The organism is Nostoc sp. MG11 (assembly GCF_014904695.1).
Taxonomy (GTDB): Bacteria; Cyanobacteriota; Cyanobacteriia; order Cyanobacteriales; family Nostocaceae; genus Komarekiella.
Window position 1 is genome coordinate 1 of record NZ_JACXXN010000060.1, and the last position, 26,663, is coordinate 26,663.

A 26,663-nucleotide genomic window follows, 5' to 3' on the forward strand; every position below is an offset into this window, starting at 1 on the left:
ATCCGGTAAACAGTAAAGAGGCAATCGCTGCCGTTTCTATGGTGCGGTCAATGAACTTCTTCATCTTGAAAACTCTTCTGCTCCGGCGACGAAGAACCAATTTGTTGTGGTTTAATTGAGCTTGGTAATAAAGAATTTGTTTGTGGTTAGCCATCATGTTTCGTTCAACTCCACATAAAACCCTGCACCATTATTGCTAACCTTCACTAGTTTTCGATTGACCAACGTTTGAATCACTCCCAGGCTAAAGCTGATATTGCACAGTCGAGCGCTGCCGCCGCAACGGCGAAGATATTGTAGGCATTGAGAAGAGTGGTCAGCAGACGTGGGACGAGTGGGTTTTGGTGGCATGATGTTTTCTCTTTGTAGTGCATGATTGTGCGAAGATGCGAAAAGCACAATTAATTAAATCCAATATCTAACTAAAACTCTTGCTGTAATTTAGTTTGGAGGTTAGCAATCATTTCTGCCCAATCAGCATTTGCGTTCCATTCCCGGCGAATTCTAGTTTTAGTCACAGCATCGTAAACTCGACAAAAGACGACATTTTCCTCGCCAGAAGTAACTGCGATAACCAGAGGTTTAGATAAGTCTTGAACTTCAGATATAGCTAAAAGAAATGTCTTGGCGAAGTTAGTTTCTATGCCAGTTCTAATTATATAAACTTCATCAGCAGAGACAATAATATCTAGTTTGATGTTTTCTTTGCCTTTGAATTCTTTAGTAGTAACTCGGAGTTCAGACAAATATCCTGTCAACCCTCTGTGCTGCACAGGGATAGTTTTATCATTGTTGATATCGTAGTGATACCAGAGATAAGATTCACCGCTGAGTTCTCCGTTTTTAACATATAAATAGATAGGTTCTGGCGGGTTACATAACCCGAATTTAATTTCAGTCATAATTAAAATTTCTCCAGTTCGTCGTGAGTTTGATTTTTGGCAGATTGTTTGTGGATTCTGGCTTTATTCATCTGATAAGCTGATTCTTTAATTACAGGCATAGCCGCTTCTTTGACTGAAGCTTTCGCTTGTTGATACAGGAATTGCGTAGCTCCGTCTGCATCTTCTTCTGGGTCTATCTGCCCCCATAATGAACAACCTATTTCCAACGATTCATAATCGCCCAAATTGAATTTCCTGTGATATGTTACAGAGATTGTTTTGATTTCCATAAGTTACTCAAGTTATCAAAAAGTTCAAGCGCAGCTTTTTATCTATTGAGGCGTAGCTGTCAGAATACATTGTTCACTAGATTACTTATCGAAAAATGCTTGATGGATAAGCGAAATTGCGTTATCAGCCATCACAACGATTGTCTTGCACTCGCTCGTGTTTACCTGCTCAACAAAATCGGATAATTTTGTCCAACCAGCGCACCCAGCGTTGCCATACCAAAAAATTTGACCATCGAGATATTGAGAAACAACGTAGTAGTATTTAACAGACTTACTGGGACGACCGTAAAGAATTTTAACTGACATATTTGTTGCTAATAGATAATCTTGAACATCATCAAAAGTCAGGGCATCAAACTCTTCATCTTCAAACAATGCTTCTTTTATAGCTGCCTGTTGGTTTGTAGTTGCTTTGAGCATTCTTGCCACCTTCATAAACTCATCTAGTCCGACAGCTGCATCCAACGCTTGGGCGTAGCGAATCTTATCTACAGCGTTAGACCAGTGGGTAATATGCTCGAATAACAGGCCAATCATCGAGTGAGCTTTGTACACTCGATAAGTTTTGGGGCAAGCTCCATTGACATACACGAGTTTGTAAACAGAGATTTCAATGACCTCTGCGTTGGGATCTGTTGGAGAAAGGAGAATTATCTCTTGGGATTCATCTAAACTAGCTTCTTGAGGGGAGTCCGTAATGATTGTATTTTGCGGCATTATATTGTCAGAAATTTCGTTGTAGGGGCGATTGCATATCTTTTTGGTTAGCAATCGCCTTTTTCATCTTGGAACTAAGCCGCGACTGCTACTCTTACTCCCAAGGATGCCACCGCTATCTCTGCGGTATGGGCAAACTGATTGCAGCCTAGTTGAGCACGTCTGGCATACCACAAACCTTGAGCATTACACCCAACCAATCCAATGCACTGCCCATCTCGATAAAGTTTGGTGCTGAACAATAGCCAATCAATCTGTCCCGTTTGAATCCCAAACTTGTTGCAAACTATTGACAATTCCTCATGCAGGCGCTTGTTGCGTTCCAGTGGGGTTTCGGGCAGAGTCGTCTTAACGGATGCAACTCTTGTAGCGAACCAGTCCCGGTCGAAAGCAAGCCGTCCGCCATCTAGAAACTGCACCCATACTGTAATACCGCCCTCAATCCAGATGGTGCGGATGGTTTCGAGCTGTGCTTGGATAATCTCGGCGATGATGCGGCGATCGCGTGAGGTGAGGAGGTTTTTGGTTGGGGCTACAGCTTCGGATTGGAATTCGAGGTGTTTGTACAGTTCTGTTTGGGCCAGTGCTTGCTCGTCTTTGAAGGGAGCATCGGCAAGTGTGCTGGGGTTGAAGCTTGAAGGCACTTGCTGTGTGTAAGCAAAGTGGGTCATAATAGAGTTCTCCTTTTTAGGGACAGAAGGCGATCGCTTAGTTTTCTCAGGACGGGCGCTCGTCTTTTGTTTTGTTAACTCTATTGTCTACTGATACCAGACAAATGTCAAGGAGCGATAGACACAATTGTTACTGCTGTGTCAAAAAATTCTTCAATATTGCTATTTAAGGCTTTGAGAAGAACATAAATTTTTGGGAAAGATACCGTAGAAGCTGAATTATCATATCTTTCAGGGTCTTCAAGCATATGAATATATTGATGAGATATGCGCTCTCCAAGCTCTGCGGTCTTTTCAGAAATTGCACGGACAGAATTGCTTGCTCGTAAAGCTTTCAGGCGTTCGCCTAGTTCTTTATCCCAGTAAATAGAAGCAACATATTTTGTATCCAACATAATCTTTTTTTGTCTACCAGCACTTGCCATAATCTAACAGATTCTATATTCTATAGTTACTAGACAACAAAAGCGATCGCCTCCACCAATCTTTATCGGAGCGATCGCTCTTATTGACCATATTGCCAGGCGCGTCAAAGATATTTAAATCATGATGCGTAATTTTATGATGCCACAGAACTGCTAGTAACAGTAGACAAAAAATATTGGTAGATAAGAGTGCTGGCAAACGTTTTGACGATTTTATAGACAAAAACTTATGGATGCTTAATCCTTAGTGGGCGATAATCATGCTGACACTAAACCGTTCCGAAATAACCTCACCCCTTGACTACAGCAATCTCAACGCCAGCATCCAAGAAACCTTCGCCGCCATAGACCGATTCGAGTGGCAGGCATCGGATGAACTGCGGCTGATGCGAGATAACGGCTATTTCCAAGATGGCGCATACACTAGCTTTGAGGATTACTGCGAAAGCGAGTTGACCAAACACGGAGGATATCGCAGAGTCAAAGATTTATTCGCAGTAAAGCGAGTGGTTGATATTCTACCCGACGATCTCAAAGATAAGATCACTAAACCTTCTCAAACCCGCCCCTTACTCCGGCTGGTCAAAACTCCCGAAAAGCTTCAACAAGCTGTTGCGATCGCAGCTCAAAAAAAACCCTTTCCTACAGCTGCCGACTTCGCCAAAGCAGTACAACAGGTTGCTCCAGCAGCTAAACGCACCACAAAAAAGGAAAAAAGTCAAACGCAATTGTGTAATTCGGTCAGGATTTCATCACAATCGCATCCCAGATATGGGGAGTCGGCAGTGATCTCAGCAGACGCGCCAAATCACTGGCGACAGATTGTCACTTTCCCTAACGGCGAAAAGCTGTTGGTAAACAATGAGGATCTAGATGCTGCCAGCGTCCCTTACCCCAGAGAGCGAACTTATCCATCAGAATATACCGAAGCGATCGCTCAAATCAAAAAACAGCATAGGCAAGAACTAGAGCGTCTGGAGCAGGAGTTGAGAATTGGTTTACAAACAGAAGCCACAGCCAGAGCGGAAGCACAAGCAAGAGAGCAACTTGAATCATCCCAAAAACTGTACCAGCAGCAGAAGTCAGAAATCATTCAGTTGCGGCAGTACATTCAAGAAATTGAAGGTCTGCGGCAACTAGAAGTGGAGAATCAGCGATTACAGCAACGTCTGAAGGAATTAGAACGCGCATTTGTTCAACGTCCTGACCAACAGTGGGGAAATACCATGACCCAGCAAGCGACCAAAGCTTTGAACAAGCAGGTAAAACTTGCACTGGAGAAAACTATTGATCTGCGATCGCTTGCCACCGAACCACCCAAGGAGAATGCCCAAGAATGCTTACGCTTGATGGGCATGGCTTTGGGGAATCTTGCCAGTGCGATGAACAACACCCAAGCGCTCGAAGCTGCGGCGATAATTCTGGGCAGTGAACCGACACCGCAGGCGATCGCATATCGGGCAGAGCAATTGCAACTGCTTCCCCAAGCGGTTAGTGAGATTCGGGGAGTGCTGGTCAAGCCTGGGTGTAGTTGGTGGGACTATTTGAGTGTGGCTACTGAGTATGAGGCTATCAAAAATGACTACTGGGCGGAGTTAACCACACAAGAGGCAGAGTTAATCACTGCTTTGGAGAAAGCCGAATCCTCCAAAATTAAAGAACCATCGCTTCTTCACGAAACTCCTACCGAGTCCGGTTCTTCTAATTGCGTTAGCGCACCGGTAGCGAGTCTGCGAGCGTCATTGCGAGTTGCGAATTGCGAATTGATTATTGGGCTTGGTTCTATCGTCTCTCACGCTGACCCCTACCGCACTTTGTATGTGGAACGGGGTGAAGTCGTGGAGGACTTGGGCGAAGAGTTGGTGGTGGCTTGGGATTGTTGGCGGAACGAATCAAAGAAGACTGAGAGGTATTCCACAGAGGAGTTGCGATTCTGGCAAAGCGAATAACAGAAGCGCCTGAAGTTTTACAAAGAGCGATTGCTTAGTCCAAACAACCACTCTTTGAAATGTGTCTCCGCCGCAAACGGTAGACAACAGAGAGATTCTAGCAAAACTCCTAGCTTTAATACCGAACATACTGATGTTTTTTTAGACACAATTTTATAAATACACAGATAATACCAAGCCCCGCGCTGACAGTGGGAGAAATTTCCGTGCGTCAAGGAAGAGGATAAGGGGCAGGGAGCAGAGTGCGGAGGGGAGAACCCCATACCCATACATAAATACAGGGGCTTGTATCCCTTTTGGCAGGGGAGAGGAATTCGCTCTTCTTTCTCCCTGCTCCCTGCTCCCCTGCCTCTTTGGTCAATATAAACAGGAGATTGTAGAATGACCGCAACTATCACAAGACCCAAACCCAAAAAGGCTGCTAGCAAAAAGGAATCTCCATATAAAAGGCTTCATGTAATTATCCCGATTGAAGATATGCTGTGGGCATCACAGCAAAAGCCCTCTGTTAATCAGCTATGGCAGGAGTGCTGGACGGCTGACCCTTATGGTTCTCGGTGGATGCCTTTAACCTCAGCTTTAGGTTACAGTACTTTTATCTCTGCGAAGAAAATTCTCTCTGACAGTGGTCTGTTCATTTTTAAGCCGGACAAGTCGATTCAGGATAGCCGAGAAACCGTTACCTGGATGGTGAAGAATTTGCACGGTAGCCGAATGAAGGAGTTTTGGGAGAAAGCTAATTCTGCGTCACCAAAACCAGATGCTGAAAAACGAGAACCAAATGCTGGGGATTCAGAGAAAGATGCTGCCCCAGAAGAAATGAGTGCTTTAAATCAAGCATCTATATCAGGTGAAAATCAGTCAGAGCAAGGGTTCTGCGAATCCTCACGAACTACTCAGGAACATCTCACAAACTCATCAAATGAGTTTGTGAGATGTATCTCTGACACGCTTACACAAAATCCGCGTGAGGAGCAGACGGCTCACGCGCCCTTGGGGGTCGCGTCGCCTCCAACTGTCGAAAGCGTGTCAGAGAAAGAGAAAGACTTGCCTACGGCAATGGACTGCACGACGCTGGCGCTTGTGGAAGTTGCACAGAGTAATCCCGCTTCTTCATTGGCTGAAAACCAGGATTGTGATGTTGAACCGAGAGACTGTCATGAAGGTACTTTTTCCGCCACGCCCGTTGGCGTAAATGAATTTTGTTTAAGTTCAGCGATGCCTGCGGCGGGCGTAGCCATCGCAAATCAAACACAGGGTCAAGTAGAACAGGGTTATTCGGCTTCATTATTACTTGAAAATTCAGTTTCAGATATAGAAATGAAAGCGGATCATAAAGGCACTGTTTCCGCCGCGTCGCCTGCCCAAATTGAAAAATCTTCAACTTCAGCGATGCCTGCGGCGGGCGTAGCCATCGCAGCTCAGAAAATAGAACCGAGTTGCCCCTCTGCTTCGTTGTTGGTTGAAAACTCGGTTTCGGGCGTAGAAATCAAAGCAGATCATGAGGGTGAAGGTTCCGCCGCGCTTGTCACTGAAAAATGGTCACATGAGGCGATTGTAGCGAGGTCAAATCTGCGATCGGAGCGTATGCAGAAACTCAAAGTGGCGGCGAATTCAGGGCAGAATCCGGGGTTTGAATTCTTGCAAGAGTGTTGGGATGATCCGGCACTTGTGATCATGATCAAGAAATTGTTGGCGAAATATCCGCAGTGGGGTGTTGCGGTTGTGGATGGGGTGTTGGTTGATTGGAACGGGTAGGCGATGATCGCCCCTCATTGTAGTGACTTGATTGCGATCGCTTTCATCTGCTGGCAGATATTGTAGTACTCGTTCCCACCCCCAACGCCATGCTGTCTCTACCGTAATTTCTTTGCCGTTAGTGAATTTGATGAATTCTCTACCCTCGTCATAAAATACATCAGCAACAAGTTGATTACGTAAATCGTACCCCCACATTTTGAGTGCGGAATTCCACCACCTTTGCTCCAGTGATCCAACATTGGTAAGTTTACACCAATGGCTACCAACGCTCGTTCGTATTCCTTGAATATCTCGTACTCAACTGAATCTTTTTCCCAGAACCACACACTTAACCCGCCTCCTAAACAGTTATTTTCACTTCCTTATAGTTTAATTGGTGATAGAAATACTCTGCTTGTACCCCCATAGCTTCGACTAAATGCAGAGATTCAGCGTACAGTTAGGCGGTGTTGGGAGAATGTACCAGGGGCGATTGCCCAGAGGGTAGTGCCAAAGGCAATCGCTTATCTCAAAGAGGCACTGCGAACTTGGAAAGGGATTAAGTCACCCAAAGCCGTGTTTGTGGCAGCTTGTAAGGAAGGCAGGAAGCCGGAAGCACAACAGGCTAAGTTTGGTGCAATCGCTCCCTTTGAGTGGGCGCGACGAGAGAGGATTGTGATTGCGATGTCTGGGGAAATTGTGTATACGCCGGATGGGGAGGCGGTTTGGGGTGCAGGAATGAATACTGCTCACTATGTCAACTACCTGCATATATAATTACAAGTATAAATTTATTATCAAGCACCTAAGCTGTTATCAAGTGTTTTAATGATGGCTGTTAACTGTCTTAACTTTCCTTGCATTCTTCTGAAAATCGTGAAATATTAGAACCATAAAGTGCGCTATCGATAAACTTCAAGCGGCTTCCACCAAAGCATTTGTCACGTTGGACACTTGAAGCCAGCCACTATATGTGCTGTTGCAATAATATTCTGCCCAAGTCTAATGTCTTGAGGCGAATGCTATTGTGCGCCCGTTGTCTTTTACGTTGACAAAGCCTGCACCTATATCCCTATACATAAAAAATCTTTGTGATGATTATTGCATCATTTTTTATGCAGAATAAAGCTTGCTCATTTGTTATTTTTGTTTCACGATAGGAGGAAGATATGTTTCTAACAAGACGATTATTCTTAGGTGCTTTGACATTATCTTTAATTAGTTTGACTAATTATCCATACAAAAGTTTAGCCAATTCTCAACTATCTACAGAGTCTTTACAAAAATTTTCCACTAAAAGCCAAGTAAATTCTCCTAAAAAGCCTGATAAATTTTCTTTATGCCCTACCAAATTAAGAGTTATTAACGCTGCGGTTGGTACTGCATCACCAATTGATGTCATTGTCAACAGTAAAAAAATTTTGGAGAATGTAGATTTTCGTCAAGCTAGTAAATATGTAGATGTAGCACCAGGAAATATTGAGGTACTTTTTGTGCGATCTGGTACTCGCAGTACAATTGCTTATAGAACCTTTACAGGAGCGCCTAATAGTGCTTATACAGTAGCGATAACAGGAACACTACAAGGCCCCTCAGGTCAACCATTATTTAATGAATCACCCTTTGTGATTCCAGAGGATTTAACACAGCCTAATCCAGGTAAATTTAAAGGACGTTGGTATCGCTTTTCGGAAACTAGCGCTGTTATAGATTTCCGTATTAGCAAATCCTCTAGCCCAAATGTGGATGAAACTCGGATCACAGACCTGATACCCAAAACTGCTATTCCTTACCCAGAACTTACGGCTGGTACATATAACTTTAATCCAGTTCTACCTGACCAATTTGACCCATTGATCAATAATGCCTTCAACCCACCAATCACAGTAGAAGTTGCCAATCAACAAGTCCCGGCCGGAGTCATTTTTGATGTAATTGCTACAGGTAATGGCTTAGGCCAAGCACCTAACTCACTGCTACTCACAACTGCCTCAACACAAACAGCGCCTCCTGATGCTAATGGGTGTAATCAGATTGTGCAGTAAGCAATATCAACTTAGTGATGCATTTTTAGCCATAGGAATCTTAGAACCTATCCAATCCAAAACGCTTGAACGAGTGTTTCATGTGCATAGCAAAGACTTTAAAGAAGTTGATGAAGCTTACAGTCAAATCGAGGTGATCCAAAGAGACGGCACAGTAATTGTACCAGTCCCACCACCTCCAACGACGACTAAACAGGAGCGCCTTGCCGAACAGCGTCGTACACGAAGACTGGCGATTTATCAGCAAGGAAAGGGAATTACATCGCCAGGGGTGGTCAGGACAAGCTATTGCTCGGCAACTTGGCATTGGTCATGGGACTGTATTTCGTTACCTGAGTACCTCCACTTTTGTCGAACGTCAAGGACGTAACGACCGTGGTCGAAGCCTGCTAAACCCTTACAAAGATTACCTTCTCAAACGCTGGAACGAAGGTTGTCTCGATACCAAAGGGCTGTTTGGGGAAATTCAACGGCGTGGTTACAAGGGGAGCCATGAATCTATCCCACTAATATGAAAATGTGGTAATCTACTTCTCATTTGAGAAGGGTGTATCACTGTATGGCTGGACGTTTTGAAGGACTGAGTGACCTAGAGTGGAAGTTGTTTGAAGATATATTTTCTGAGGAAACATCTAAACGTGGCAAAGGAATGCCTCATGCACCATATCGTTATGTATTAAATAGTTTGTTGTATATCCTGATTACTGGGTGTCGATGGTGTGACCTACCACGTGGTGATATATGGGCATCGAAAAGCTCGTCCCACCGATGGTTAAAGCGATGGCGCTCAGATGGAACATTTGAATATTTACAGGCAGGTATATTAGCGATCGCTGATGAGAAAGGTCCTATCAACTGGGATTTTGGAGCTGTTGATGGCTCTTTTTCCCCCTGGGAAGGGAGGAGGTGAGGAAATTGCTTATGGTGGCAAGGGTAAAGGTGTTCTTATTCACACACTGACCGAAGGCAATGGAATGCCGCTGGCTAACTCTACCACTCCCGCCAATGGTAACGAGAGAGAACAAGTATTACCTCTACTTGACAAAGTAAAACTGAGAACTTTGAAACGGGGTAGACCACGTAAAAAACTTCAGGTCTGGCTACTGATAAAGGTTACGATTCAAAGGAAAAACGTGCTGCCCTACGTAAACGAGGCATTCGGCCCCAAATACCAAAACGGGTTTGGAAAACCAAGAAAAACAGAGGTAGACCTATTAAAATCTCTGTTCCCAGATATCAGCAAGAACGTTGTTTTGCTTGGTATCAACGTAAATATCGTCGCCTAGTTGTTCGTTGGGAACGTAAAAAAGTATATTTTGATGCATTCATTGACCTTGCTACTATTCATATTTGGATTCAGAGAATTTTATTAGTGGGATAGGTTCATGGTAGTCGGATGAAGGAATTTTGGGAGAAAGCTAATTCTCTTAATCAACAACCAGATGCTGAAAAACAAGAACCCTCTGCTGAGATTTCAAAGAAAGATGCTGGCTCTGAAGAAATGCGTGCTTTGTATGAAGCATCTATTTTAGGTCAAAGTCAGTCAGAGCAAGCGTTTGGGAAACCCTCACGAACTACTCAGGAACACCTCACAATCTCTTCAAAAGAGATTGTGAGGTGTATCTCTGACACGCTTACCGAAATTTCGCACTCTTGTGAGGCGGCTCACGCTCCCTTGGGGGTCGCGTCGCCTCAGTCTGTCGGGGGCGTGTCAGAGAAGGAGGAAGATTCGCCTACGACGAATGACTGCACATCGCTGGCGCTTGTGGATGCTGCACAAAGTAATTCCGCTTCTTTGTTGGCTGAAAACCAGGACTGTGGTGTTGAGGCGGCAGTCTTTCATGAAGGCACTTGTTCCGCCGCGCCCGTTGCACAAAATGAAAAATCTCTAAATTCAGCGATGTCTAACGACAAGCCGTTTCACGTCTACGCAAATCAAAGACAGGGGGAGGTAGAACAGGGCTATTCTGCTACGTTGTTAGTTGAAAATTCAGTTCCGGGTGTAGAAATCAAAGCAGTTGATGAGGGTGAAAGTTCCGCCCCGTCCGTCGTAAATTCTGAAAAATGGTCGCATGAAGCGATTGTTGCAAGGTCAAATCTGCGACCGGAGCGTATGCAGAAACTCAAACTTGCGGCGAATTCCGGGCAGAATCCGGGGTTTCAATTTTTGCAGGAGTGTTGGAATGACGATCCGGCTTTGCAGATTGTGATTAAGAAACTATTGGTGAAGTTTTCGCAGTGGGGGATCGCGATTGTGGATGGGATGTTGCTTAATTGGGAGGAGTAGTGAGTCTGTACAACAGGCTATAAACTATACATATTCTGTAAATTTCCGCTTGGATGCTGATGCCAAATTGATCTTTACACTACACTAATAGAGTGTGAAATAACAGGCTATTCATATATAGTTAAGTCCGGTAACTATGCTGGTATAGAGCAAAGATGGCTGATAGTTGAGAGCCTTTTCTTTTGTGACATTTCTGGGTGCGGAATGTGGGTCAGAATACTCGGAAAGTGACAGAAGAGGGATAAATGCAGAGGGATATGAGCCAATGTGAAAATTATTAACAAGTTTGTACTAACAAAAAACTGCATCTTGATAAAATTAATTACCAAAATGCAGCAAACTACTGTTTGCCTCACTAAATCAATGAGTATATTACAGATATATCATTCATTAACAGTAAGTCCAAGCTTGCTGCAACCTTAGCTTCTTGTTTAAGGAGACTATAGAGGAATTTAATGGTAGGAATTGAACTTAACACTAAATTCCTAAATTTACCACAAACGCTTAAGTTCAAGTGTCCTCAGTCTTATTAGACGCGATAAATCGCATTTATACATAAGACTTTTTGGCTTGATTCAAGTTTGCTACGCGCAACCTAACGTAGACAAGACACAGCGATCACTGTAACAGTAGATTTTGAGATTTCAGACAAAAACAAAACCGCTGTTAAAGTCTGAAAGGGTAACTCCTTGAACAATTGCAATTAGGTCGTTGTCAAAAGATATCCCTGTTCCTGATGGTAAACCAGTAGGAGAGGCACTCAAGCTAAACGAAGATGTAGACCCCGCAGGTAGAGTGATTAATTCGATCAAATCTTCTGTGATATTGAAGTCAGTAATCAGGGCGAAATCAGTTTTACCAAGATCATTATAGAAAACCTCAGTGCCTGATGCCAGAACAAAGGTATCACTTGCTTTACCACCAGTTAAGGTATCAAGTTCGCCAGTACCGAATCCAAACCCTGGTGCAAAAGGTTCGATGCCAATCAGGCGATCGCTCCCATTACCACCTAATAAGAAGTCGTTACCAGCTCCACCAATTAATAAGTCGTTGCCATCTCCACCACTAAGAAGATCATTCCCAACTCCTGTCCCTCCAAAAAGTGTGTCGTTACCAGCGTTGCCATTAACAGAATCATTCCCTGCATCACCATTGAGTGCGTCGTCACCATTGCCACCAAATAGTCCGTCATTTCCAGAACCCCCAAAGGCTCGATCATTTCCCTCACCGCCAAAAATGGTGTCTGCGCCAGCTCCGCTGTTGATAATGTCATTTCCACTTTCGCCGTTGATAATGTCATTTCCAGCATTACCCAAGATTCTGTCTCCTCCACCGCCACCAAGGATGACATCATTGCCACAGCCCCCGTGGAGGACATCAACTCCAGCACCGCCATCAATATTGTCATTGCCAGCATCACCGAAGATTTGGTCGTTACCGCTCTCGCCCTCAATCAAGTCTTTGCCATTTCCAGCAATGACTAGGTCAGCCCCATCACCACCAAAGATTTGATCGTTACCGTCTAGGGATACGATCGTATCGTCGCCATCTAGCGCAAAAATGTTATCACTCTGAACCGTACCAGGAACAAAATCACTCGCAGGTGTACCAAAAATTAGGTTAGACATATGTTTTTGTCTCTTTACTCAAAGGAGTTAGTGAAAGGCCAACAGTAGTTATAGACAATCTGGGAGAGATCCAAGGATTGTCTAGATTTATTGAGAAAACTGTCAATTAACCAAGCTATATAGCCGTTGTCAATTGCATGAAATAAATACAGCAGCCAGTAGTGTTTTGCGTAGGGTACACAGATGTGCGTCCCTATCGCATGTTGCATCCATAAACAGACACATAGCGATGAGATACCGCTGTGGAAAAAGTCTTTGGGGTGAGGCTTCCCACAGAGTGCGGCTTAGACCGCTCAAAGTTTCAAACAGGGTTAGCCTGATTTAGGCGATCACCTTGAGCCTCAGAACTTCGCCCAGGGCAACAACTGCTACAAGTTAGCTATGACAGATTTTTTGGTACTTCATGTACACATTTTATTTTCTCTACAAAAATGAATGTTAAATTTCAAATATTCACTCATTTTATTACTCTCATAAAAGAAAAATAAAATTCTAACTCTTAAAGCCAGACATAAATCATAGATAGGATAATTGCACATTAATATTAATTATCAAAATCTCCATCCTTGAAAAATTTACTCAACATAAAAAGTTCAGATCTTTGTGCAAAAAATCTGAAAAAAGAAGTAGTGTCAACCCTATTCAAAATGAATTAATTGATATCCTTCTTCGTTTAAAATACCATTATGTCTATTGATTTATTGCTATATCTAAAGAAGTAAATAATTTTATCTTATCTATTTTTTTAGTATATAAATATACAAATCCTTTGAACATCAACAATGTTGAATACTGATATAAAATTTTAATTAAAATAACTCTAAAAAGCTTAAAATTAGTCCAAAAGAAGGATGTAGGGTAATTGATAGGAACTTGAACCCTATCGGGTTTCGGGGCAGGGTGTACAAAAATATAATTTTCTTTTCATTCCCTGTACTCTATACCCCAGTTTTAGCCAACATAACAATAACATCATTTCCTCAAACCAATGAACATAACTTATTTTGTGACACATATTAAGATTGTATATAGCGGAGTTTATCTAAATATGGGGAGCAAGACCCCAACCCATATCTAAACATTTTTTACGTAGTTGTCGATAAGCAAGTGATAAAGCATCAGAGGGAGTGTGAATTTCGGCTGTCAAATCGTAGGGCACTATTTTGGGATACTGGGATTCAACTATTAGCTGATCTTCTTGGTTAATCTTTAAACTATACTTTTGAAAAATGCTATCCGCCCAGGGCTGAGTCAAAAAACTACGAAACTGGATAAATTTGGTAATCGTAGTGTGATCATCAACGGGGACATGAGCAACAAACGTGAAAAATCTCTCAAAATCACTGTAAATAATATTGGGCATGTAAATAGTACGCGTTGTCTTAATTGTTGAGCGTTTTTTGCTATGGATGTATCTCCAAAAAATGCCTTTGGGTGCGTGTTGCTTGAGGTTGAGGAAGCTAGTTCCGCCCCAATCTTCCAAACGGATCTCGTATTTTGGAAGCTGCGGTTCCTGGGCCATGCCGCTACCAAAAGAATTAGCATGGACAAAGGCTGAGTGAGCAGGGTCAATGGAGTTTTCTACTAAGCGGGTGTAGTGAGCATTCCATTTAAACTCAAATTGCAGAGGTCGCAAAGTGGAATTGTGAACTTCGGGAAGTATTGGAAGTGGGGGACATTCTTCCTCAGGAAGGTCTCCCCAAAACAGCCAGACAAAACCGTATTTTTCCTGAACTGGGTATCTATCTACGCGTGCCTTTTTAGGGATAGATAGACCAGGCTGATTGGCGGGAACTTCAATACAAGTACCGTCTGTTTGAAATTTCCAACCATGATAAGGGCAGCGGATACAATCGCCTTCTACTCGTCCATTAGATAGAGCTGCGCCGCGATGAGGACACGTATCTAAAAGAGCGATTGCCTGCCCTTTGGAATTACGGTATAGGACAAATACTTGGTTAAGCATATTAATACGCTTAGGCTTGCTTTTAATAACAGAGCTTTGTTCACATGCATACCAGAAGTTTTTTAACACGCTTTTCTACTACTTTTAAGTAATGAATGTAATCTGAAATAGAGAATTGAAAGCAGCCAATAAGCTTATTAAGCAAAAGGTATTTTTAACTAACTGACTTTTCTTTAGCCAGTCAAAAAAAAACTTTGAACTGCTAGACATATTCAAACATCAGTAATATATAAAGATTAGGATTGTAATACTTGCTAGAACTAGTTTTAAAAACGTATTGTTAGTTTGAGTTGACAATTCACCCTAATTAACAACTTTACTGTTTATATTAACAATGCAAGTAAGTCAGTAGAAAAAAACACAATTATGCTAAGAAAGATAAACAAGGCTAAAACCCTCCTGCCTCATCCCAACTACAAATATTTAGGCTATTCTACTTAATACACAACTATCAAGGCTGCATGTTTGTAAAATCTATTATCAAACCCATGATGCTATTGCAGTACATGTATAGCATCTATTAAGAGTATGCTCAAGGCTTGTGCAACTCCATGTTATTGATTCTCTTAGAGGTTGTTTGTAAACAATTATGAAGTAATCAAAAGAGGTTTTGCAAGACGTTTCAACATCAAACGAATCATAACTGTGTAAATTATAAATTCGCTCATTTCTAGTAAAAGTTCATAATCTTTACTAAGGCGACGATATTGATTCCACCATCCGAATGTACGCTCAACAATCCAGCATTTAGGTAATATCTCAAACTCAGGTGATTGACGACAAATAACATCAACTGTCTTCATTACATAACTGTTGAATTACTTTTGCAAACTTATCGCCACTAAAACCTTGATCTACCCAAATAACAACTAAATTTTCAGTTGCTTGTGCAGCTTCCATCACTACTGCTGCGCCTCCTAAACGTTCTGGAAAGTTTGCTTCTGTGACGATAACTGCCAAAACCAGTCCTAAAGTATCAACCAGAATAAAACGTTTACGTCCTTTTATTTGTTTTCCACCGTCATAACCGTATACCTCCTTTTTTTTTCTGCCGTTTTCACTGATTGACTATCAATGATGGCAGCAGTTGGCTCTTGTTTTTTACCCATACTTTCACGAACTTGATGTCGCAATTGCCTGTGAATTTTTTGCCACACTCCTAAACGTTGCCAATGACGAAAATAGTTATAAACGGTTTGCCAAGGCGGTAAGTCATGTGGCAATGCACGCCACGTACATCCTTCATGCATAACGTAAAAAATTCCATTAATAATTTCTCTGAAATCTACCTCACGAGGGCGACCGATAGGTTGTGAAGCCGGAAGTAGAGGTTGTATAATTCCCCACTCTACATCATTTACATCACTTGGATACGCTTTGCGTGTCATGTTTGAAACTACTACTCTATTACTTCAAACTCAATTTTCTTTTGTGCAGATCACCTTACTTTGCTCTGTTTACATTTCTTTATAGACAGCCTCTTATCAACAAGTTTTCACTTTCTCATGCAGAAAATAGAAGGGAACTTCCAGAAAACAAACTATTAGACTTGTCCGAAATATTAGCTTATGAAAAGAAAAATGCTAAGACTGTTTAATTGAGTGTCTAGCATTTTTCCCAACTAGTCATAGTTTTTTTATCAGAATTTTTAGTAATAAATATTCCGCACGTCCCAGTTCTCGCTTGAAGTGTGTTTCGTAGAATTCCGGTAATATTATCATTAAACAGAACTTGTTGCGAATGAAAGCTCTTTTTCTTTTACTACAAGTTCCTATATTCTTTATCCCATAAGAATTCTAGACCATTTTGTCCCCCCGATAGCATTCTGATTCAAAATAACTGAAGTTGTTCGGAGCAATATTTAGTGGCACTAGTTTTACAAGTCATCCCGACAACTTCCGAACAGCGAATCATTAATTTATCTCGATTCAGTACCAAGTTTGATTTCTGTTTTTGCCCTGGTATTGGTAAATGACCAAACACATACTTTGGATGAGTATTGCTACCTGAAGAGTACAAATATTGATAGAAAGCTCCATCAATTTGGTAGACTTTTGTTGGATTAAGTAATTTGGGATCGTAAACAGAATTGAGTTCCATTTTTGTTATCCTTATTGAAGAGAAAGAACTAACTGTAAACCTTGAGCGACACGGCTTTTCGTTTCAAGTTGCCGTTACCATCGTCACCGTTAGTTGTGATTGTCGGTTGAGGACATTCAGATTTTTTACACTGATAATCCCAATGATTAATCTGCGTTTTTTGCCGATGTTCTACGAGGACAATGATATTCTTGTGTTTTGGGTCTTTACCACTAATTAAATAAGCGTCCCCCAGTGCGTAAAAACCAGTCGAAACATAATGTCGTTTGTTGAGAGACATCAACGTATCCCAAGCTTGTTGATGCTGTTGTATTTTGCTCATTTAAACTGTCCTTATTTAAATAACTCATCACTTGGAAGCGTAGCAATGCAATGTGCGATAATGACTTTCACCTTTAGTTATAATTTGGGGTATGGAAACTTCTGGTAAGTGAAGTTTCCGCATTTTTCTAGTAAATACAATGTCCAAGTTTTAAGCGCTAACCTTTTTCTTGGGTTGAGATAATCTGGATGTACCGTTCGATGAGCGAGGTGTTTGAGAAAGAGGTGCGCTCACTGTGCCAAAGGGAGTGCGAATTTCTAAATCTGCATCTAATTCTTGTTGGAGAATTGTTAATCGTGCCAGATGCAAGTCGATTTCGGCTAATATTTTTGCTTCTATCTCTTGTTTTGAAAGTAGACGAACCTGAGTTTCTGGCAGTTGTACTACTTGTCCAGAGCTTTCATCAATTAATATTGTGTAGTACCAACCTTCGCTCTGCTTTTGAGTCGAGTAGTTGATACCAATAATTCTCCCTTGTTGTGTACGCTGACCAATGGTGAAAAGAGGTTGCTTCCAAGAACGTGGCATTATGGCTGTAGATTGCATGATTATTTCCTCTAGTTTTGATTAATTGTGAGTAGTGGAATAACAGCACAAGTTAGCTGTAGATAAGACTTGAGCAACACTTGATATCAATCGCCCAAACCCTATTTACAACTAACGGTACTTAGACAAAAATTAAATCCAAATAAAGGTTTGTAATTGTGATGGATTGTTGTATTATTTAGCACTACTTAAAGTGTTGCACCGCTATTTCTTCTGTCCAGAGGAACATCTTTTAGGCTGTTAGTTGATTTATAGTAACAGCGTTAATAGGAAAATCTACGACAAGCCTCATCTCCGAAGCCAGGTGAGGCTTTTATTTCTGCTTAGAACTTTAATTTGGAATTTGGGATGAATAGTTTAATTTGTGAAATGCTGTTGTATACGTGATGCGTATGAGTATCTCAAAAGATATTCATCTGATACTATTCAGGAATTGAAAGTCAGATTACATCAAAAAGCCAGATAAATATCTGGCTCTTTATTTTTGCATTGTCTTTCAACTTACTCTAATCATTCCCTCTGCTTTGCTGGAGGGCTTTTTGTTGTTGTTTATTTAATTACTAAAACACCATTTCATTTGCAGCTTTCGTAACAGCCAAAGCCTGTTTACTGATTTCTCGCCAGTTCGTTTCTTCACCATAGGATGCTTTGATGAATTCAGACCCAACCCACACCCTACAGAACAAAACGCTATCATCTGTCCCTGGCTGCGGTTGTAAGGTTATGGGTGAATAAAGCTGTTGTGGAGTTAAACTGGCAATGGCTGCTAATAACCCTTTGGCAAACTGAGTATCATGTCCAGATTCCAAGATGTATGTTCGGTCAGCCTGAATTGTAGCTAGCAGCTTGTGTACTTCCTTACCCCGCCGTTCACATTTCTCGAATCGCAGTTCTCGCAGATATCCCGTTAAGGCAGTGGCATCAACAGCCTGCGGTTCTGAATTCGATAGTGTGTACCACATATAACCGTTGTGACGATTGCAGTAGATTTTGCTGATGCCAGCATCATTGTGGAGTCCTAACTTTGGCTTATTGATTGAAGCGACCAGCTGCTTGAGTAGTTCTTCTTGGCGCATTAAAGCAGCAAGTAATTCTGATGTTTCTTGAGGATTCATTGTTCAATACCAATACATTTCACTTTCGCATTGGCGCAGCCGTTTAATTGTGATATAGCAGTCGAAGTATAGGTTAGGACAATCTTGATTACTCAAAACCTTTTACTAACTGGATTTTAACTCAGCACTCAGCACTCAGCGCTCAGCACTTTGCTATATATGAAGCGCAGAGCCAATAAAACAGCGCTCTTGATTTCACAAAAGCGCTTTTTACTAATAATTATTTACAGTTATAGATTATTGATGTGAATTAAATCTTGCCAGCAAATCTTCACGAGATAATTCAAGACATAAAGGGGTGAACTCCTCTGGAGTTAACTGCAACAAACTATCGACCACTCCCGCTAATTCCTCATCCACAGAACCAAATCGGAATCTCAACAAGTTTTCCACAACTTGACGGCGTTCTTGTTGTACTCCTTCAAGCACAGCCGCGGCTCTGGCTTCTTCATAGGCTTGGGTTAAATTCATGATCAACTCCTGGTCATCTTTGGTTAATTCTGTCTGTGCCATTACACTGATACGCCACCTGTAAATTATTTCCAGTACATTCCGGCGTACAAGGTCGGATGGTGGTAGTGCAACCAGTTCTTCTACTGCCTTCCTTTGTATTTTTCCCCTCCCTAAGAGTCTAAACCATAGTGTTTCTGGAGTTTGTGGTAGCTTGTTAATCGCTACTATTGCTGCCCTTATACCTTCAGGCAGAAAGTACATCCCTTCTATCCAATTTTCTAAATCTAGTGTAGCTCCAAAAGCCTTGAGCAAAGCTTTTGAAGCACTGGGCGTTAATATCCACAACCTTGGTAAATCATTCTCCGAGATGGTTGTGTTTTCCCTGTTAGCTTTACGCTGTGCGTCTGCAATCACAGTGAACAATTTTTGGAGACAATTACGCACTTCTGTTTTACTTGGTTGATTGCGAAACGGTTCTAGTAAAGTAGTATTTAACACGGCAATTCTACCCAACAATCCTAAAGTTTCTGCATTAGTTGCAGGTGTTGGTGTCGGGAAAAATAACACGTCAACAAATCTAGCTTCGTCTGTTACTTCCCTATTCGTTCTTACTTCCCCAAAGGGAGCAAGTAACTCCTCTAAAAACTGTTTTGCAAATTTATCATGAGGTTGTTGGATCATTTTTGGAGTGCAAACTGTACTGTATTTGATTACTTCAGGCGTGGTGGGTATTAAAACCCACCTTTTATTATTAATACTCCGAGGACAGCATAAGTACTTTCTGCGCCAGATACAGCGTGATTTCCGGCAGCGGAAAATTTGTGTACTTTATCTGTTGTCGCAGCACTTCCTTGTCCGTATCTTCCTCGCAAATCAGCACCCCTGACTGGTTCTCCATCACCAAACGCCACACCTGAAATTCTCGCAGCCTGGGATTAGACCCAAGCCGCTGCTGATAAGAGCCAATCGCATCCAGCAGCCAGTAGCACTGGGTTGCTTGGGCTAAATATTTCACTCCCTCTGTGTAGCGCAGAACGCCCAACCAATGCCTATGAACGACCTCTGAGCCTGTGAACTGCTCTAAGTCTGCAATCAATTCCTCTGCGGTTTTTGCGGTAATATTTGTCATGGTTGCAATTCCTGCTTGTAACTTTCACTGTCACATTGGCGCAGCCGTTTAGACTGTCGGCGTAACTTCTGAGGATTTGAGCCACGCCGACTAGTTTATTACGCTGCTAGTGCTGGTCGAACTCCTAAAAATGCGATCGCATCTATTGCCGACTGAGCTATCCGATTGACTCCCAACTTCCGAGGATTCGAGTACCAGCCTTGCCAGTTACATCCGACGAAGCCCACTAACTCAGAATCACGATAAACTGTTGTGCTGAATGAGAGCCAGTCTATTTCAGCGTGAGATAAGCCGAACTTAGTACAAGCTTGTTCTAACTCTGCCTCTAATCTTTCGTTGCGTTCTAGGTGCGTCTCAGGTAGAGTTTCTTTGAGTTCTGCTACTGCTGCTTTGAACAGATCTTTATGATACCGAGCATAACCGTGGGTCATCTTCACCCACACGATATCATCTGAGTTTATCCAGATGGTCACAACATCCTCAATCTGACAATCGTGGGGGTAATCGGACTCATTAACGATGGTTGCAATTATCCGGCGATCGCGGCTCGTCAGCGGATCTTTTGTTTGCGCTGGGGCTGATATTTGTGTCATCATGAAAAACACCTTTTAAATGGGTAAAAAGGCGATCGCAAGTTTTCCATGCAGGCGATCGCCCTATTTTTATTGGTAAGTTCATTGTGCTTTCAGCACAACACTCTCAATCTAGATTAGGCGAAGCCTCATTTTTCTTACTCAAAGCCAGTGAAGACATCTCAAAACTCTTCACTCATCTGCTGTGATTCTTCACGGTACAGCACGCCGAGGCGATCGCAATGCTGTTTAGCCAAATCCCTATACAAGTTCACGTCTTCGCCGAACAAGAAAAGGACGGCTTTCTTGTCGGGATAGTAGAACTGATAAACCAGTGCTTGACCAATACCATGCTTCCAGTTGCAGGCTTTTTTGACTTCAATCACGTAAAGCTTAGTTAACACATCAACCCGTCCAGATGGATTGCTAGCCTCTCTGATTCCTCCTAGTATTCCCGCTAGTTTGTTCGACATTCGCTGTTCAGCAGGATCTTTTGGAGTCGATGGTGTTGCTACTGGAGTTGGCAGTGAAATTATAGGTAGAAGGCTAGTGGGTGGCTCAACTTTTCTAAAGTCGTGCTGCTTGTAACTAAGTGGGCTGGTTTTAATAACTGTGTCGTCTTTTTCAACAACTTCGATTTCGGAATTTTGAACTAGAACTTTCTCTGGGTATCTTTTTACGTATATCGAGGTCACTAATAACCAGTCTCGCTCTGTGTTTAAGGAAAAGCTACATTCCGGCAATACATCAATCACAGATTGGAGAGAAGCTTTCAATCCGGTAGTTTTTACCCATTTTTGACGTGCTGGAGTTAGTGGACGTAATAACAGCTCCTCTCTTGGCTTAATGACTCTCTCTTGATAAATGCGTGTTGCCTTACTCCAATGGAATGCAATCTCTGGGTCAAACTCACGAAAATCTGGTAGACACCTCTTAACAATGCTTACTCTCGCTGCATAACCTGTGATTTGCAACCATCTGTTTTTAGCAGCATTCAATTTTGGTATCTGACTTTCTGTGATGATGCTTATCACCTCCGATACAACTATATAATGTCCAGCAAAAAGGCGATCACTTACTAACGAGCAAGCGATCGCCTTGGTTTTACATTGTCAAAATTCGTATAACCAGTTTTTTTAGACTTGGTAGGTCATCAGGATCATCCCAGATGGCTTGAGCCGTTACAAGTTTACTTCCGGCTACTCCGGGTTAGCTCCGGCTACTTTTCCCGGCGGCACTTTAGTTTTAATTAACTGAAATCATGTCTTGGGACTATGTTTGGACTCGGACGTTAACTTGATTTGATTAGGTTGATCTTGAGCGCCTCTATATTTAGCTGAGAGGCTGGCGCTTGTTTCCTCCCTTATGATTAACAATATAACATAGCAAGTTGAACTAGTCAAGTTGAACTAACTGTGTTATACATAAGATATGCCAAACACGCCTCGGAGGATGATACTTGAGATATGATGCTCATGGATTTAGGTTTGATGCAGGTTACTTTCACCTTCAACAAGGAATTTCCCGGACTAGGGAAGAGAATTAAAGAACTCCGGGAATCTTCGCCAAAGCCGCTAACACTGTTGGCAGCCGAGGCTGGGATCAGCGCTACTCACTGGAACCGAATCGAAAACGAGAGAGTTCAATATGTGCCTATAGAAACTTTGAGAGGAATCGAAAAGGCACTAGGCGCAAATTTGGGAGTTGAATATCAAGAAATTTTAAACAATCTCCCCGGTGAGTAGTTAAAGACGATCACCCCCCGCGAAGAGTGCGATCGTCTGTCCCAAACACAAAGCGAGGAACAAACAAAATTATGTCACAAATTGAGATAACCCAAATCCTTGAGCAGATTAGGGAAGAGATTGAAGTAGACGCATCAGGTAAGGGTAAAGCCAGTATTAGAGCAACAGCAAGGCTAGCAGATGTACAAGATTCTTCCATTCGCCGGGCATTTGAAGGTGCGGCACTAGAACCATCTTTATTAGCTCAAAGCCTTATACAACAAGGTTTTGATAGTGCGGCACTACAATCTTGGAGTCAAGAAGGCATTCCAGACCTTGCAGTTGCAACCATCCTTGAATATTACGCTTATGACGCTGGAAGATACTGCAAAAAGCAAGCAAGATTGGTATGTAAGGCATTTATTGCCATTGGTATCCGAGTATGGATGCAAACGATTAAGGGGTGGGACAAGTCAGAACAACCGCAGGACTGCTCAAAGATATTGTCTCCTTCTCACGAAGCTGCCCAGTTAGCCCTACTGGTGGGCGAATTCGCAGGGCTAGAAAAATCCCTCACCGCGCAATTAGCAGTCAACGCCGCCACAAGAGTTAACCCTGCCCTCAAGCCTGCTGCTGATGAACTCAAGAGTGCGATCGCTTGCACTGACCCCTGCGATGATGCTTATCTCAACCCGACGCAGATAGGGGAAGCGATAGGGAAAAGTGCGATCGCTGTTAACAAGTGGCTGATTAACGCTGGACTGCAATATCGCACTGATGATCGCAAATTACCGTATCGTCCCACAGAGTTGGGTAAGCAGTGGGGACGCATGGTGTCAGCTGTCGCACGAGGTTCTAATCAAACGGTGTTTCAACTACGGTGGCTTCCTGGGGTGACAGAGTTATTTCAGCAATATCAGTAAATTGCAGTAGTTATGACAGACCTAGAAATACTTCAACAGTTTTACCAACAAATTTCATGGGCTGACCAATGCCGTGAAGTAAGCGATGAAAATTTTCTTGAAGGTAAATGGGAAGCAGTTTGGAGTTGGGACAAGAAGCAATCATGACTAAATTCCAAGATCCAAGAGCAAGAGCGATCGCTGCTCAGATAGAAGCCATCAATGTAATCGGGTACGAGTCAGCTTACGACCCAGTTCTTCAAAATCATGTAATACAAGGCGGCCTCTCCCCAGTTGAGGGCATACTGCGTTTCGATATGTTCATGGGAAAAGTGCAGCAAGCCGCCAAAAACAGAGAAGCAGTTTGGGCATTTCAACTAAGCCAAAACATCAGCGGAATCGAGTGGTACACGGTTGAGTACGGTGGCATCACGGCGGAGCTTCCCCGACTGCACGAGGATTTAAAGTGCGTGCCTGGGGATAAACAGATTCTAATGCAGTCTAAGCCTGTGGCCCTGGACTTCCTTGCTTACTGGAATCAAGTTTTCAAGGTGTGGCGTTATGACCGTGAAACTGACGAGCGCTGGAACCGGAGCAAATGGAGTCAGTTTGACACCGAATATTTGCGGCGAGAATGGATTGAAATATGGGTTGAAGACTATATCTCTACCGTTCTTTTACAGGATGGCACTTGCCGAGAAGAACCCGTTTTCGCAATTAATGCTTGCTGTTACTGGGGGAATCCAATGGACGTCCATCGCACAGATGCATACCTTCAATCTGGATCAAGCTGGTTTCAGTGGAATAATTTCACGCCGTGGAGGTAAGAGCGATCGCCTAACACTAAGTAAAGCAATCGCCTAATCAAGAATGAGTAATTATCCATGTTTAACTTACCAGCTTTTAATCGAAAAACTCCAGAAATTCTAGTGACAACAAAACTCTATATCGCCCCATAACTCTATGGAAATTAACAAAATCAAAGTCAAGGACAACGACATAGAAATTATGTACGATTTACCTTCACAATCTAGCTCCAATGAGCGCAAAACAGTTAAGTTTTCGTGTGATGAGTCACCCAAACCATCGTTTTTTGATGTCATGAATGGTTTACTAAATGACGCAATAAAATTCTGTGGATTGGACTTTGATATGTGGTCAGAAGGAGAAGTTATAGGTGTTACCCTCAAGCACTCTGATGATGGCATAGGCATCAATATCACTGTGCAGAGCAAGATTAATGATTTGGCTGTAGTGGTGAACACGCCTCATATTTCCAAAGCTGTAGTTTCAGATGAGTTGGAAGAACGCATTAACAAATTACTTGCGGAGTCAGAGGCGTACATTCAGGGTCAGCGATCGCAAATGTCGTTGTTTGATGCAAAAGAGGAAGTTGTTGTCAGACAATTTCAAATGCAGTAATTAAGTTATTCAACGGGAGAAAATATGGAAATCGGATTATTTCAAAAAGACGCGCTGATTGAGAAACTAGCTCGGAAGTTTTACGCGATTCAGGGTTATGTAGTCCCCAAATCATATCGAATGCAATCAGCGACACATCCAGCAGAAAGGGCGTGTGTAGCTATGGCTATGCTTGCCATTGAAGAATTTGAATCAATCGAATTTGAATGTGAAGAGGAGTCAGAAGATGAATAAACAACAATGGATTACTCAAGGAGAAACGTTATTTGGACAAAACAAGATGCAATGGAAATTTAAGTGTCCCTGTTGTGGACATAGTGCTACTACCGAGGACTACAAAAAAGCTGGTGCTCCATCTTCTGCCGTTGGCTTCTCTTGCATAGGACGGTGGTTAGAGGTGCATAAAGAAGCTTTTGACGACAAGGATAAGCGCAAAATTCCTTGTAACTATGCAGGAGGTGGATTAATAAATCTTAATCCAGTTGATATTGATGGGTGTAAAGTTTTTGAATTTGGAGTTTGAGGAAATATTTTCTTAGAGGAATATAAATAAATAAAGCGATTATTACTTAATTCAGTAACAATCGCCACACAAAAACACTCCTTATTTCAAGGATAACAAAAATGAAAGCCATCGTTACAGTAGTCGAAAAGCTCACATCTGAAGCCCACATTGATATACCCGATGGGTTGTCAGAGCCAGAAATCAGACAGCACATTGTTGAGCAATATAACAGTGGTGAAATGCATTTTGACCTGAATATTTTTCAAGCTGACTTTGAATCCATTAGCGCCCAAATTATTAAGGATAAACCATGAATAAAATACTTTTCTTAGATTTGGATGGAACCATCCGCCGCACCAAAAGCGGTACAACATTCATCAATAAACCAGAAGATCAAGAAATCATTCCTGGAGTCCAAGATGCAATTTCCCAATATCTTAATTACCACATAATTGGCATTACCAACCAGGGTGGTGTAGCAGCAGGAAAGAAAAGTTTGGAGGATGCGATCACTGAACAGCAATACACGATGCAGTTGCTACCTGAATTAAAAGTAGTTTATTTCTGCCCCGACTTTGACGGAGATTTAATCTATAGAGTTTCTGATGAAAAGCATGAAGCTTGGGAAAGGCATCAGTTCCTAGACCCAATTTCAAATCAGCCCTTTTATCAATCATTTCGCAAGCCGGGTGCAGGAATGGTTCAAAAAGCAATCAACGATTTAGGTAAAATCATTGACGCAAAATCATCCTTATTTGTCGGCGATCGAAGCGAAGACCAAGCTTGCGCTACTGCTGCCAATATCCCTTTTCTTTGGGCTGCTGATTGGAGGGGCGAATGCAACTAACAACACTCACTGGACAATACCAGTGCATCGTTATAGACCCGCCTTGGTTTTATAGACTGCGCTCCAACGATAAAACCCATCGCAATCGCATCCCATATCAACCAATGCGAACAGAAGAAATTCTCGCGCTGCCCATACTTGACTTGTGCGATTCTACTGGCTGTGTTCTATTTCTATGGTTTACCAATAACCACATGCTAGAAGCTGCACAATGCTTGCAGCAGTGGGGATTTGACCTCAAGACAATCTTAACGTGGGAAAAAGTAACCAAAACCGGGACTCCGCATATTGGTACTGGCCACTGGTTAAGGAATTGCACTGAACATTAGACCTCTTGCAAAAGTCCCATGAGGGTGGGACAAGTAGGTTAGAGCATTCTTGACATCTATGACGTACGAAAAGGTAAAAAACCTTAAGCCAG

35 protein-coding genes and 2 pseudogenes are annotated in these 26,663 nt (G+C 42.3%); 18 read left to right on the top strand and 19 right to left on the bottom strand.

Annotated features, from left to right (window positions below; translation table 11 throughout):
* Window positions 1–153 precede the first annotated feature (153 nt).
* From HCR01_RS33125 to HCR01_RS33155, 7 genes are all read right to left on the bottom strand, one after another.
* The gene (locus HCR01_RS33125) at window positions 154–351 is read right to left on the bottom strand and encodes a hypothetical protein (protein WP_193200204.1); all 198 of its coding nucleotides are present in this window, start codon (window positions 349–351) and stop codon (window positions 154–156) included.
* 71 nt (window positions 352–422) lie between these two features.
* Complete coding sequence (locus tag HCR01_RS33130; protein ID WP_320073232.1) at window positions 423–902, bottom strand: hypothetical protein; 480 nt, start codon at window positions 900–902, stop codon at window positions 423–425.
* A gap of 2 nt (window positions 903–904) precedes the next feature.
* Window positions 905–1,174 (bottom strand): hypothetical protein, encoded by a 270-nt coding sequence (locus HCR01_RS33135; protein ID WP_193200205.1) that lies wholly within the window; start codon window positions 1,172–1,174, stop codon window positions 905–907.
* An 81-nt stretch (window positions 1,175–1,255) separates the two neighbouring features.
* Window positions 1,256–1,894, bottom strand: coding sequence for a hypothetical protein (locus HCR01_RS33140; RefSeq protein WP_193200206.1), 639 nt, complete (start codon window positions 1,892–1,894; stop codon window positions 1,256–1,258).
* Window positions 1,895–1,968: 74 nt separating this feature from the next.
* Window positions 1,969–2,565, bottom strand: coding sequence for a hypothetical protein (locus HCR01_RS33145; protein WP_193200207.1), 597 nt, complete (start codon window positions 2,563–2,565; stop codon window positions 1,969–1,971).
* A 107-nt stretch (window positions 2,566–2,672) separates the two neighbouring features.
* Window positions 2,673–2,990, bottom strand: a complete 318-nt coding sequence (locus tag HCR01_RS33150) for a hypothetical protein (protein ID WP_193200208.1) — start codon at window positions 2,988–2,990, stop codon at window positions 2,673–2,675.
* Window positions 2,991–3,003: 13 nt separating this feature from the next.
* Complete coding sequence (locus HCR01_RS33155) at window positions 3,004–3,213, bottom strand: hypothetical protein (protein ID WP_226889847.1); 210 nt, start codon at window positions 3,211–3,213, stop codon at window positions 3,004–3,006.
* 37 nt (window positions 3,214–3,250) lie between these two features.
* Here HCR01_RS33155 and HCR01_RS33160 point away from each other — a divergent pair, with 37 nt between their 5' ends.
* Window positions 3,251–4,939, top strand: a complete 1,689-nt coding sequence (locus HCR01_RS33160) for a hypothetical protein (protein WP_193200210.1) — start codon at window positions 3,251–3,253, stop codon at window positions 4,937–4,939.
* 381 nt (window positions 4,940–5,320) lie between these two features.
* Window positions 5,321–6,697: a hypothetical protein gene (locus HCR01_RS33165; RefSeq protein ID WP_226889849.1), complete on the top strand. Its 1,377-nt coding sequence runs from the start codon at window positions 5,321–5,323 to the stop codon at window positions 6,695–6,697.
* Between the two features lie 57 nt (window positions 6,698–6,754).
* Here HCR01_RS33165 and HCR01_RS39375 read toward each other — a convergent pair.
* Window positions 6,755–7,026: pseudogene (locus HCR01_RS39375) on the bottom strand (hypothetical protein); the annotation flags it as partial.
* Between the two features lie 160 nt (window positions 7,027–7,186).
* On the opposite strand from HCR01_RS39375, the gene HCR01_RS33170 reads away from it, so the two are divergent.
* From HCR01_RS33170 to HCR01_RS39385, 6 genes are all read left to right on the top strand, one after another.
* The gene (locus HCR01_RS33170; RefSeq protein ID WP_226889851.1) at window positions 7,187–7,456 is read left to right on the top strand and encodes a hypothetical protein; all 270 of its coding nucleotides are present in this window, start codon (window positions 7,187–7,189) and stop codon (window positions 7,454–7,456) included.
* Between the two features lie 392 nt (window positions 7,457–7,848).
* Window positions 7,849–8,724 carry a DUF4397 domain-containing protein gene (locus HCR01_RS33175; RefSeq protein ID WP_193200211.1) on the top strand — a complete coding sequence of 292 codons (876 nt, stop codon included), beginning with the start codon at window positions 7,849–7,851 and terminating at the stop codon, window positions 8,722–8,724.
* A 203-nt stretch (window positions 8,725–8,927) separates the two neighbouring features.
* On the top strand, window positions 8,928–9,239 hold the full coding sequence (locus tag HCR01_RS33180; RefSeq protein WP_193200212.1) for a hypothetical protein: 312 nt from the start codon (window positions 8,928–8,930) through the stop codon (window positions 9,237–9,239).
* A 44-nt stretch (window positions 9,240–9,283) separates the two neighbouring features.
* Window positions 9,284–9,634, top strand: a complete 351-nt coding sequence (locus tag HCR01_RS33185) for a transposase (RefSeq protein ID WP_193200213.1) — start codon at window positions 9,284–9,286, stop codon at window positions 9,632–9,634.
* A gap of 246 nt (window positions 9,635–9,880) precedes the next feature.
* Window positions 9,881–10,105 (top strand): hypothetical protein, encoded by a 225-nt coding sequence (locus HCR01_RS40995; RefSeq protein ID WP_413774002.1) that lies wholly within the window; start codon window positions 9,881–9,883, stop codon window positions 10,103–10,105.
* A gap of 15 nt (window positions 10,106–10,120) precedes the next feature.
* Window positions 10,121–11,011, top strand: coding sequence for a hypothetical protein (locus HCR01_RS39385; RefSeq protein ID WP_226889853.1), 891 nt, complete (start codon window positions 10,121–10,123; stop codon window positions 11,009–11,011).
* Between the two features lie 644 nt (window positions 11,012–11,655).
* On the opposite strand, the gene HCR01_RS33200 is transcribed toward HCR01_RS39385, so the two are convergent.
* The 11 genes and pseudogenes from HCR01_RS33200 to HCR01_RS33250 all read right to left on the bottom strand — a co-directional run bounded on the left by HCR01_RS33200 (window position 11,656) and on the right by HCR01_RS33250 (window position 21,876).
* Entirely contained in the window at window positions 11,656–12,639 is a 984-nt protein-coding gene (locus HCR01_RS33200; RefSeq protein WP_193200214.1) for a calcium-binding protein, read from the bottom strand.
* A 1,042-nt stretch (window positions 12,640–13,681) separates the two neighbouring features.
* Window positions 13,682–14,674, bottom strand: a complete 993-nt coding sequence (locus HCR01_RS40585) for a Rieske 2Fe-2S domain-containing protein (RefSeq protein WP_193200215.1) — start codon at window positions 14,672–14,674, stop codon at window positions 13,682–13,684.
* A 518-nt stretch (window positions 14,675–15,192) separates the two neighbouring features.
* A pseudogene (locus tag HCR01_RS33210) lies at window positions 15,193–15,993 on the bottom strand (IS5 family transposase).
* Between the two features lie 442 nt (window positions 15,994–16,435).
* A complete protein-coding gene (locus tag HCR01_RS33215) occupies window positions 16,436–16,705 on the bottom strand; it encodes a hypothetical protein (RefSeq protein WP_193200216.1) in 270 nt (89 codons plus the stop codon).
* 28 nt (window positions 16,706–16,733) lie between these two features.
* On the bottom strand, window positions 16,734–17,027 hold the full coding sequence (locus HCR01_RS33220; protein ID WP_193200217.1) for a hypothetical protein: 294 nt from the start codon (window positions 17,025–17,027) through the stop codon (window positions 16,734–16,736).
* Between the two features lie 150 nt (window positions 17,028–17,177).
* Window positions 17,178–17,573 (bottom strand): hypothetical protein, encoded by a 396-nt coding sequence (locus tag HCR01_RS33225; protein ID WP_193200218.1) that lies wholly within the window; start codon window positions 17,571–17,573, stop codon window positions 17,178–17,180.
* A 560-nt stretch (window positions 17,574–18,133) separates the two neighbouring features.
* Window positions 18,134–18,688 carry a hypothetical protein gene (locus HCR01_RS33230; RefSeq protein WP_193200219.1) on the bottom strand — a complete coding sequence of 185 codons (555 nt, stop codon included), beginning with the start codon at window positions 18,686–18,688 and terminating at the stop codon, window positions 18,134–18,136.
* Window positions 18,689–18,925: 237 nt separating this feature from the next.
* Window positions 18,926–19,822, bottom strand: coding sequence for a hypothetical protein (locus HCR01_RS33235; RefSeq protein ID WP_193200220.1), 897 nt, complete (start codon window positions 19,820–19,822; stop codon window positions 18,926–18,928).
* 70 nt (window positions 19,823–19,892) lie between these two features.
* Window positions 19,893–20,270: a DUF6876 family protein gene (locus HCR01_RS33240; RefSeq protein WP_193200221.1), complete on the bottom strand. Its 378-nt coding sequence runs from the start codon at window positions 20,268–20,270 to the stop codon at window positions 19,893–19,895.
* A 98-nt stretch (window positions 20,271–20,368) separates the two neighbouring features.
* Window positions 20,369–20,866, bottom strand: coding sequence for a hypothetical protein (locus HCR01_RS33245; RefSeq protein WP_193200222.1), 498 nt, complete (start codon window positions 20,864–20,866; stop codon window positions 20,369–20,371).
* Between the two features lie 158 nt (window positions 20,867–21,024).
* Window positions 21,025–21,876: a hypothetical protein gene (locus HCR01_RS33250; RefSeq protein WP_193200223.1), complete on the bottom strand. Its 852-nt coding sequence runs from the start codon at window positions 21,874–21,876 to the stop codon at window positions 21,025–21,027.
* A 432-nt stretch (window positions 21,877–22,308) separates the two neighbouring features.
* On the opposite strand from HCR01_RS33250, the gene HCR01_RS33255 reads away from it, so the two are divergent.
* The 10 genes from HCR01_RS33255 (at window position 22,309) to HCR01_RS33295 (ending at window position 26,571) form a co-directional block, all read left to right on the top strand.
* Entirely contained in the window at window positions 22,309–22,587 is a 279-nt protein-coding gene (locus HCR01_RS33255) for a helix-turn-helix domain-containing protein (RefSeq protein ID WP_226889856.1), read from the top strand.
* 71 nt (window positions 22,588–22,658) lie between these two features.
* The gene (locus HCR01_RS33260; RefSeq protein ID WP_193200224.1) at window positions 22,659–23,489 is read left to right on the top strand and encodes a KilA-N domain-containing protein; all 831 of its coding nucleotides are present in this window, start codon (window positions 22,659–22,661) and stop codon (window positions 23,487–23,489) included.
* A gap of 12 nt (window positions 23,490–23,501) precedes the next feature.
* A complete protein-coding gene (locus HCR01_RS40265) occupies window positions 23,502–23,636 on the top strand; it encodes a hypothetical protein (RefSeq protein ID WP_264299973.1) in 135 nt (44 codons plus the stop codon).
* Window positions 23,633–24,295: a hypothetical protein gene (locus HCR01_RS33265; RefSeq protein WP_193200225.1), complete on the top strand. Its 663-nt coding sequence runs from the start codon at window positions 23,633–23,635 to the stop codon at window positions 24,293–24,295. Before HCR01_RS40265 ends, HCR01_RS33265 begins: the two co-directional genes overlap by 4 nt.
* A 136-nt stretch (window positions 24,296–24,431) precedes the next feature.
* Window positions 24,432–24,890, top strand: coding sequence for a hypothetical protein (locus HCR01_RS33270; RefSeq protein WP_193200226.1), 459 nt, complete (start codon window positions 24,432–24,434; stop codon window positions 24,888–24,890).
* A 24-nt stretch (window positions 24,891–24,914) separates the two neighbouring features.
* Window positions 24,915–25,124, top strand: a complete 210-nt coding sequence (locus HCR01_RS33275) for a hypothetical protein (protein ID WP_193200227.1) — start codon at window positions 24,915–24,917, stop codon at window positions 25,122–25,124.
* Window positions 25,117–25,413, top strand: a complete 297-nt coding sequence (locus HCR01_RS33280) for a VVA0879 family protein (RefSeq protein ID WP_193200228.1) — start codon at window positions 25,117–25,119, stop codon at window positions 25,411–25,413. The genes HCR01_RS33275 and HCR01_RS33280 overlap by 8 nt, the downstream gene beginning before the upstream one ends.
* Window positions 25,414–25,514: 101 nt before the next feature.
* On the top strand, window positions 25,515–25,709 hold the full coding sequence (locus HCR01_RS33285) for a hypothetical protein (protein ID WP_193200229.1): 195 nt from the start codon (window positions 25,515–25,517) through the stop codon (window positions 25,707–25,709).
* A complete protein-coding gene (locus HCR01_RS33290) occupies window positions 25,706–26,242 on the top strand; it encodes an HAD-IIIA family hydrolase (protein ID WP_193200230.1) in 537 nt (178 codons plus the stop codon). The genes HCR01_RS33285 and HCR01_RS33290 overlap by 4 nt, the downstream gene beginning before the upstream one ends.
* Window positions 26,233–26,571 carry an MT-A70 family methyltransferase gene (locus HCR01_RS33295; RefSeq protein ID WP_226889858.1) on the top strand — a complete coding sequence of 113 codons (339 nt, stop codon included), beginning with the start codon at window positions 26,233–26,235 and terminating at the stop codon, window positions 26,569–26,571. Before HCR01_RS33290 ends, HCR01_RS33295 begins: the two co-directional genes overlap by 10 nt.
* The last annotated feature ends 92 nt before the right edge of the window (window positions 26,572–26,663 follow it).